Source organism: Nosocomiicoccus sp. HMSC059G07, assembly GCF_001815515.1.
Lineage (GTDB): Bacteria > Bacillota > Bacilli > Staphylococcales > Salinicoccaceae > Nosocomiicoccus > Nosocomiicoccus ampullae_A.
Window position 1 is genome coordinate 39,147 of the sequence record NZ_KV820865.1, and the last position, 8,663, is coordinate 47,809.

8 protein-coding genes and 1 other RNA gene are annotated in these 8,663 nt (G+C 35.4%); 6 read left to right on the plus strand and 3 right to left on the minus strand.

The features are described 5' to 3' along the window. Positions 1-9: 9 nt before the first annotated feature. From dtd to aspS, 4 genes are all read left to right on the plus strand, one after another. Positions 10-462, plus strand: a complete 453-nt coding sequence (gene dtd, locus HMPREF3029_RS06960; protein WP_070456351.1) for a D-aminoacyl-tRNA deacylase — start codon at positions 10-12, stop codon at positions 460-462. Continuing rightward, the gene (locus HMPREF3029_RS06965) at positions 462-1,190 is read left to right on the plus strand and encodes an N-acetylmuramoyl-L-alanine amidase family protein (protein WP_068128179.1); all 729 of its coding nucleotides are present in this window, start codon (positions 462-464) and stop codon (positions 1,188-1,190) included. The genes dtd and HMPREF3029_RS06965 overlap by 1 nt, the downstream gene beginning before the upstream one ends. Before the next feature lie 258 nt (positions 1,191-1,448). Continuing rightward, positions 1,449-2,705: a histidine--tRNA ligase gene (hisS, locus tag HMPREF3029_RS06970; protein ID WP_070623907.1), complete on the plus strand. Its 1,257-nt coding sequence runs from the start codon at positions 1,449-1,451 to the stop codon at positions 2,703-2,705. Then, positions 2,705-4,462 carry an aspartate--tRNA ligase gene (gene aspS, locus HMPREF3029_RS06975; RefSeq protein ID WP_070710258.1) on the plus strand — a complete coding sequence of 586 codons (1,758 nt, stop codon included), beginning with the start codon at positions 2,705-2,707 and terminating at the stop codon, positions 4,460-4,462. The genes hisS and aspS overlap by 1 nt, the downstream gene beginning before the upstream one ends. A gap of 45 nt (positions 4,463-4,507) precedes the next feature. On the opposite strand, the gene HMPREF3029_RS06980 is transcribed toward aspS, so the two are convergent. Genes HMPREF3029_RS06980 through HMPREF3029_RS06990 form a run of 3 tightly spaced genes read right to left on the minus strand, consistent with a single transcriptional unit; the run spans position 4,508 to position 6,876 of the window. Further along, positions 4,508-6,196 carry a b(o/a)3-type cytochrome-c oxidase subunit 1 gene (locus HMPREF3029_RS06980; protein WP_070710259.1) on the minus strand — a complete coding sequence of 563 codons (1,689 nt, stop codon included), beginning with the start codon at positions 6,194-6,196 and terminating at the stop codon, positions 4,508-4,510. Beyond that, positions 6,196-6,678: a cupredoxin domain-containing protein gene (locus tag HMPREF3029_RS06985; protein ID WP_068128190.1), complete on the minus strand. Its 483-nt coding sequence runs from the start codon at positions 6,676-6,678 to the stop codon at positions 6,196-6,198. The genes HMPREF3029_RS06980 and HMPREF3029_RS06985 overlap by 1 nt, the downstream gene beginning before the upstream one ends. Before the next feature lie 18 nt (positions 6,679-6,696). Beyond that, the gene (locus tag HMPREF3029_RS06990; RefSeq protein WP_068128192.1) at positions 6,697-6,876 is read right to left on the minus strand and encodes a cytochrome c oxidase subunit 2A; all 180 of its coding nucleotides are present in this window, start codon (positions 6,874-6,876) and stop codon (positions 6,697-6,699) included. A gap of 203 nt (positions 6,877-7,079) precedes the next feature. Between HMPREF3029_RS06990 and HMPREF3029_RS06995 the strand changes: the two genes are divergently transcribed. Continuing rightward, the gene (locus tag HMPREF3029_RS06995; protein ID WP_083315010.1) at positions 7,080-7,784 is read left to right on the plus strand and encodes a Crp/Fnr family transcriptional regulator; all 705 of its coding nucleotides are present in this window, start codon (positions 7,080-7,082) and stop codon (positions 7,782-7,784) included. 51 nt (positions 7,785-7,835) lie between these two features. Beyond that, positions 7,836-8,024, plus strand: a non-coding RNA gene (gene ssrS, locus HMPREF3029_RS07000) — 6S RNA. Positions 8,025-8,663: the final 639 nt, after the last annotated feature.

Here is an 8,663-nt window from a genome sequence, read left to right on the forward strand (position 1 = left end):
GTGTTATAAGTGAAAGTCGTATTACAAAAAGTAAGTCATGCTTCAGTCATTACAAACGAGTTATATAATGAAATCCAAACGGGATATATGTTACTCGTCGGTGTGAGTGAGACATCTACGAAAGAAGATGCAAAAAAACTTGCTGAAAAGATTGTAAAGGCAAGAGTGTTTGAAGATAACGACGGAAAAATTAACTTGTCGATCAAAGATGTCGGAGGAGAGATTTTAAGTATTTCTCAGTTTACGTTATATGCAGATGTCAGAAAAGGAAACCGTCCATCGTTTGTCGGTGCTGCGAGTAAAGAGCATGCAAACGAGCTATATGAATACTTTAATGAGCAACTAAGAGAAGAAGGGGTGCTCGTTAAAACTGGATTTTTCGGTGAGCATATGGATGTTCGTTTAACAAATAGTGGACCGATTACAATCATATATGAATCCAAAGAAGGTAAGATTATTTAATGAATGGACTAAAGGCATTCTTAAAAAAGGTCGGCCAATTTTTAATTTGGTTTCTTAAAACAAAAAAGCATGTATATGTAAAACCGTTATTTATATTTGTAACGTCTTTATTATTTATTTTTTCATTTATTTACATCGTAAAATCATATGAACCAAAAAATAATTATCAAAATATAACAATTGATTTTACAGAAAAGAAATATGACTTTAAAGGAAAAACAATCGTCATTGACCCTGGACACGGTGGTACAGATCCAGGGGCACCGTCATATTATGGTGAAAACGAGGCAACGATTGTGTTATCCGTTGCGCTAAAGTTAGAAAAAGTGTTAAAACAATCGAATGCAAAAGTCGTGATGATTCGTAACTCGAATAAAACAGTAGAACTCGATGATCGTGAAGTCGAAGGAGATATTTTTATCTCACTTCATAGTGATGCGTTTGAATCTCCAGAACCTACTGGCTTTAAAACATTCTATACTCATGATAACCAAAAAGACTTAGCAACTGCTATGAATGAAGGTTTAGACCGTTACGCACTGTTGCCGAATAATGGCGTTGAAGTTATGGGATATCAAGTAACAGAACAACTCGATTATCCTGCAACGTTAGTCGAACTCGGATTTTTAAGTAACGACGTTGATGATTATTTACTTAATACTGACGATTATCAAAATCGTTTAGTTAAAGGACTATTAGATGGCTTAGAAATATATCTTGAAGAGTAGATAAACATTTGACTATAAGTACGATATTAATTTATAATTTATATAATCTAATTATAGAAGAAGTACTTTTAAAAATGAGCGAGCAGAGACGTCATGTTTGGTGAGAATGACGCATTTTAAAATGTTACAGACACTTCTATATATTAATAAAATAATTTTTAATGAAGAGTAAACCATTACTAAATTAGGGTGGCACCACGATATATTCGTCCCTTATACCATAAGCGGTATAAGGGATATTTTTATGGAGGGAAATCTATGATACAAATACCACGCGGTACGCAAGATATTTTACCGAAAGATTCTTATAAGTGGCAGTTTATTGAAGACACACTTAAAGACGTTTGTGAAAAGTACAATTACCAAGAAATTAGAACGCCAATTTTTGAAAGTACGGATTTATTCGTAAGAGCTGTTGGGGATACGACAGATATCGTCAATAAAGAAATGTATACGTTTAAAGATAAAGGCGATAGAAGTATGACACTTCGTCCTGAAGGTACAGCACCGGTCGTACGTAGTTATATTGAAAACAAAATGTACGGCGACCCCAATCAACCGATTAAAGTCTTCTACAATCAGCCGATGTTCAGATACGAACGTCAACAAAAAGGGCGTTACAGACAGTTCGTTCAGTTCGGTGTAGAAGCGATCGGTGTTGAAAATCCGTTAATCGATGTTGAAATTTTAAGCATGCTGATGGCGTTTTACGAGTCATTTGGTTTAAAAGATTTAGAGCTACACATTAACTCAATTGGTGACTTTGATAGTCGTAAAGAGTATCAAAAAGCACTTCAAGAACATTTTAGACCGAGTATTGATGAGTTTTGTTCTGACTGTCAGTCACGAATCGATTCAAATCCAATGAGAATATTAGACTGTAAAAAAGATAAAAATCACCCGTTAATGGCGACAGCACCAAAAATCACTGATTACTTAAATGAAGAATCACTGTCGTATTACGAAAAAGTAAAATCTCAACTCGACAAAATCGGTATTAAATACGTCGAAGATCCGAATTTAGTTCGTGGACTCGACTATTACACACATACTGCATTTGAATTAATGAGTACTTCAGATGGTTTTGGTTCGATTACTACGCTCGCAGGTGGTGGTCGATATAACGGTTTAGTAGAAATGTTAGACGGTCCGAAAGAAACAGGTATCGGATTTGCTTTATCTATTGAACGATTGCTACTTGCACTTGAAGCAGAAGGTATAGAGATTAAAAACCCTCACACGCTAGATTTATATGTTGTGACGATAGGGGAAGAAGCAAGAGACTATGCGAGCGTGTTATTATCACGGTTAAGAAAAAATAAATTGACTGTCGATATGGATTATAAAGCTCGTGGTGTCGGAGCTCAGTTTAGAGATGCAGACCGTAAAGGTGCGACTTATACAATTGTATTAGGTGAAAATGAACTTGAAACTGGTCAAGTCAAATTAAAACATATGGCAACAGGAGAAGAAGTGGAAACTTCAATTGAAAACTTACAGGAGGCTATTAAATAATGAGTAGAACACTCGTATTAGAAACGTTAGAACAATTAAACGAAACTGTAATATTAAAAGGATGGGTACAACGCCGTCGTGACTTAGGTGGGTTAATCTTTATCGACTTAAGAGATGCTTCAGGCGTCGTACAAGTTGTTTTTAATCAAGACAATCAAGAAGCAACAGAAATTGCAGACACACTACGCTCAGAGTACGTTATTGAAGTAACTGGTGAAGTCGTTAAACGTGACCCGTCGACAGTGAACGAAAACATTAAAACAGGTGAGTTAGAAGTCGTTGCAAATACACTTAAAGTGTTATCTAAAGCGCAAACTCCACCATTCCAAATTGAAGATGAAGACGTAAGTGAAGACGTCAGACTAAAATATCGTTACGTCGATTTAAAACGTCAACGTTTACAAGAAACATTAAGAACACGCCATAAAACTACTGCAGCAATTCGTGAATTTTTAAATGACGAATTTTTCGTAGATGTTGAAACACCGTTTTTATCTAAATCAACACCAGAAGGTGCACGTGACTATTTAGTACCGTCACGTATTCACCACGGTGAATTTTATGCATTACCACAGTCACCACAAATTTATAAGCAACTACTTATGTTAAGTGGTTTTGAAAGATATTATCAAATCGTAAAATGTTTCCGTGATGAGGACTTACGTCGTGATCGTCAACCAGAGTTTACTCAAGTGGATATCGAAAAATCATTCACTGACGTCGAAGATATGGTCGACCTAAACGAACGTTTATTAAAACACGTATTTAAGACAGTCAAAGGTTTAGACATTGAAACACCATTTGCACGTATGACATATGATGATGCGATGTTACGTTACGGTGTAGATAAGCCAGATACACGTTTTGATATGGAACTCGTAGAACTTAGCGAATTTAGTAAAAACGTCGACTTTAAAGTGTTTAAATCTACAGTTGAAAACGGTGGAATCGTTAAAGCAATCGTCGTTAAAAACAATGCAGACAAATACTCTAGAAAAGATATTGAGGCTCTTGAAGAGTATGTAAAATTATACGGGGCTAAAGGACTTGCTTGGTTAAAATATAACGACGAAGCATTCTCAGGTCCAATCGCTAAATTCTTTGACGATGAAAAACAAGCAGAATTAAAACAACTATTAAACGTTGAAAACAATGACCTCATATTTTTCGGAGCAGATAAAGCATCTGTTGTAAATGCAAGTCTAGGTAACTTAAGAAATAAACTTGGTAAAGAGTTAGAGTTAATCGACGAAGATAAATACAACTTCGTATGGATTACAGATTGGCCATTATTTGAATACGATGAAGAGGAAGAACGCTTTGTTGCAGCACACCATCCGTTTACGTCACCAAAAGAAGAAGATATCGAGCTACTAGAAACAACACCAGAAAAAGTAAAAGCAAATGCTTATGACATCGTATTAAACGGTTATGAACTCGGTGGAGGGTCAATACGTATTTCTGATCCTGAACTTCAAGAGAAAATGTTCAAAGCACTTGGTTTCTCTGAAAAAGAAATGCACGATCAGTTTGGTTTCTTAATCGAAGCATTTAAATATGGAGCACCACCACATGGTGGTTTAGCATACGGATTAGATCGTCTTGTTATGTTACTAACAAAAACAGATAATATCCGTGACGTTATTGCATTCCCTAAAACAAGTAGTGCACAAGACTTAATGATGGATTCACCATCGTTTGTTTCAAACAGACAATTAAACGAATTACATCTTCAAATTAAACCAGAAGGTAAGTAATAAAAAATAAGCTTAGCAATTTGCTAAGCTTATTTTTGTGTTTGATTACCAAGCTTTAAATCCTGGTGATCCTGGAATGTTTTCTGTAAAGATTTGTGAGATTGGAACTGTGTATGCAATTACGACTAAGAAAATCGTAATGATGATTAATAATCTCCAGTTTTCAACCCATTTAAGTGGTGCATCTCCATCGTCCATGAATCGAGCGATAGGGAACTCTTCGACAACATCTGTCTTCGGTGTTCTTAGTGATAAGAAGAATGCAAAGAATGCGATGATAATAGCGATTAGTAAGAATGAACCACCAATTGCTTGTAATAACTGATAACTGATCCACTCTTCGGCAACTGCATGACCACCGTACTCAGAGAATGTTGAACGACGAGGCGCACCTTTGATACCTGCCATGTGCATTGCAAATGACATAATACCCATACCTAATGCCCACGTGTATGCTAACCATAAACCAAGTGAGTTTGTAAGTTTAGTCATTCTACCACCGACTAAGTGCGGAAGTAAGAACATCATTGCTGCAAAGTAAGTTAATACAACTGGTGTACCAACTGTAATGTGGAAGTGTCCAACGACCCACATCGTGTTGTGAACGACCTGGTTCATTTGACCAGATGCGTTGATGATACCACCGATACCACCAGGTACGAAGAATAACATACCGACAAACTGTAATACGAATCTTGAGTCGTTCCAAGGTAATTTCTTAAACCAATCGAATAAACCTGTCGCACCATTTTTACGTCCGAATGTTTCAAATGATGCAAATAAACTAAATGCTGTAATAAGTGATGGTACGATAACCATGAACGTTAATACAACTTGGAGTCCTTTCCAGAATGCATCGATTCCTGGTTCAACTAATTGGTGGTGGATACCAACCGGAATTGAGAAGAATAGGAATAAGACGAAACTAAGTCTTGCAAGTTTATCTGAAAAACCTTTAACTCCGATAATTTTAGGTAATACTGCATACCAAACCATATATGCTGGTAATAACCAGAAGTATACGAGTGCGTGTCCAAAGTACCAGAATAACGTACGTGTAAGTTTTACGTTAACTGTATCGATTAATCCGAATGACCAAGGGATAAGTTGAGTTAACGCAGATGTTGCGACACCGATGGTACATACGTACCACATGACGTTGTTAATAGCAACAAAATATGCAATCGTAGGTGTTTTTTGACCTGGATTTTGTTTTCTCCATCTAAAGTAACGCTTTGTCTGAGCACCTGTTGCAATCCATGTACCTACGATAACGAGTGTTAAACCAACATAGAAGATACCATGTGCTTGAAGTGGTGCATAGAATGTATATAAAACTGTTGCTTGGTTCGTTGCGATCATGGCTGCTGCCATTAACGTACCGATCGACATTAACCAAAATCCGATCCAACCTGACTTTCTTTCTCCGTCAGTTAAACTACCCATTGCTCTTGATACAACGGCAGTTTGGAATCCTACAATAAAGAAGAATGTAAGAACTAATGCAAGAATCACACCGTGTAACGTTAAGATTTGATAGTATCCAATATTAAACGGTAATTCAAAATATCCTGAACGAACAAATGTCTGTAATGCCCCTGCGAACCCACCAACTACGAGTGCAAAAATTACCCATAAGAAGTTCGCAAGAACTAATTTTGCGTCTTTTCTATTAATGACTGTGTCTGCTTTGTATAATTCATTTTTAGTTGTGTTTTTATAAGACTTCGCCATTATTCTTCACTCCCGACAACTTTAATGATTGATGTCATGTCCGTATGGCCAGTCCCACAATATTCGTTACATACAACTAAAAATTCGCCTTCTTTATTGAAAGTTGCATGATATTTAGAGATTAACCCCGGCTCTACCATCATGTTAATATTTGTCTTTGCTACTTCTAAACCGTGAATCACATCTGGAGTTGTTACCATTACACGAACTCTAGAACCTTTCGGGATTTCGACTTCAGCAGGTTCATATCTAAACATGCTTGCGACCATGTATAAGTCATAATCGAATCCTTCTTCTTGTGACTCATATAAACCAGGTTCTTTAAATCTTGCGTCGTCTCTCACGTGATCAGGGTTAATTGTTTCAATACCTGATGCTGCAGGTGAGTGACCTTGGTGAACTGCTGAAATTCCTAAAATAACAAGGAATAAGATTAATGAACCAGTTCCAAAGCTTAACCATATCTTTTCGTACTTATGCATTTATTTCACCTTTCCTTTTTACATTCTTTCCATAAATAACCAGAATACACCTAGCCAAGAAACTAACATTAGTGCGCCGAGTGCCATCGTAAAGAAAAACGTGCCTCGTAAATCTAAATTATGTACATCTTCAGTGACATTTTCGTTTTTTACAATATCTTTGTCATCATTTTGATGTACGACTTTTTTATCAGCCATAGTAATTCACCTTCCAATTCCGTATTCTTATACCTTTATTGTAGTGTATTTACCTTTTTAAAAAAGTGATAAAAGTCACACTTTGACATATTTTCGTAACAATTTCATAGATATTTGTGATGTTTTTCTTGAAAACGTTCACAATATATGCTGTAAAAAGTGATAAAAGTCACAAAATATGATAGAATTTTGTTTAAAGGGAAGTGATTACTATCTCGAATTCTCAATTATTTAAACCTGAACTTATCCTTAAATACATAAAGCAAAATGGTAATGAATTAAAATTAAAGAAAAACGAATTTATTTATCACTCTGGAGATCCAACAGAACATATATATGTAATTGAAACTGGGGAAGTATTTGTTTTAAGAATGCAAGATGATGGATCAGAAAATGCAATCCATTACTTAAAAGAAGATTGTTTGTTTGGATCGCTCACTTTATTTTGTGGACCAAAGCGTCATTCTACGTTTGCTAAATCGAAAACTGAAGTACATCTATATCGTATTGAACGCTCGATTTTTGAACAAAAAATACTTTCAGATAATTCATATACAATAGAATGGATGCGTTGGCTTGAAATTGAAAGACAAAGACACTCTTCTAAACTAAGAGATTTACTTTCATATGGAAAACTCGGTGCACTTGCTAGCGTCCTTGTTCGATTATCTAACTCGTTTGGTGTAGAGACGAAGAGTGGTATTGTGATTGACACGAAGCTAACAAACCAAGAACTCGCGATGCTCGCTAGTACATCCCGAGAAGTCGTGAATCGATATTTAAAAGAATTAACAAAAGAGGGTATCATTGACGTAAATCGTAAGATTATTACGATTAAAGATATTAAGCGATTAAGAAAAATTATTAACTGTGAAAACTGCGATATTAACTTATGTCAGATTCATTAAATGCAATTTCTTTGCATGAATACACAGTATATGCTATTATAATAACAAGTAAAACATCTGATGCGTTCGTGATGTGCCGGTTTTATTTTGACCTAACACCTATAAAATCGGGAGCTTGGCGTCCGAATATAATTGGAACGCCCGGATTTAACGGGACTTCATGAGTATTTGGCAGGGCACCCACCTGCACAAAGCAGGCCAAATCATCTGGCAAAAACACACGACGCTATCGGATGTTTTAAAGACAGTTACTTTGTAACTGTCTTTTTTTTGAAAAAAATCAGATAAAATTCTTTAAAAATTTTTAAAGTATGTTACTATAGTAAAGTAAAAAAATAAACGTGAAAGGTTGCGTGATTTGATGGTATCTGTCAGTCAGATAATTACGAAAAGAAAGCAAAAATTAAATGCTAAAAACGCATCGAAATCATGTGATTTACTAAAAAAACGAAAACAACTAAAAAAACAAATTAACAATAATATCTTAATCTAAAAGACGAGTATCTGAATGGTACTCGTTTTTTGTTTAAATAACTGAGGATGCTTTAACGTAAAAGTGATTTGCGTAAAATTGTTTTTAATCTTTTGATATAAATCGGATTTATGTAAAAGAGGTTGCGGTTTCGTTAACACAATTGCTCTAATCGTTAAATTAATGAGATAGTCGTTGACGCAAAAGTGATTTGCGTAAAATTAAGATGTTCGAGACGATAAAAATGCGAGTATCTGGGTGATAATCGCCTCGTTTTCATTTTATGAACGGTTTTAATTTTCGTTCTGTTTAAATAATAGGATATGATTTAACGTAAAAGTCGTCTACGTAAAATTATTTTTAATCTTTTGACATAAATCGGATTTATGTAAAAGAGGTTGCGGTTT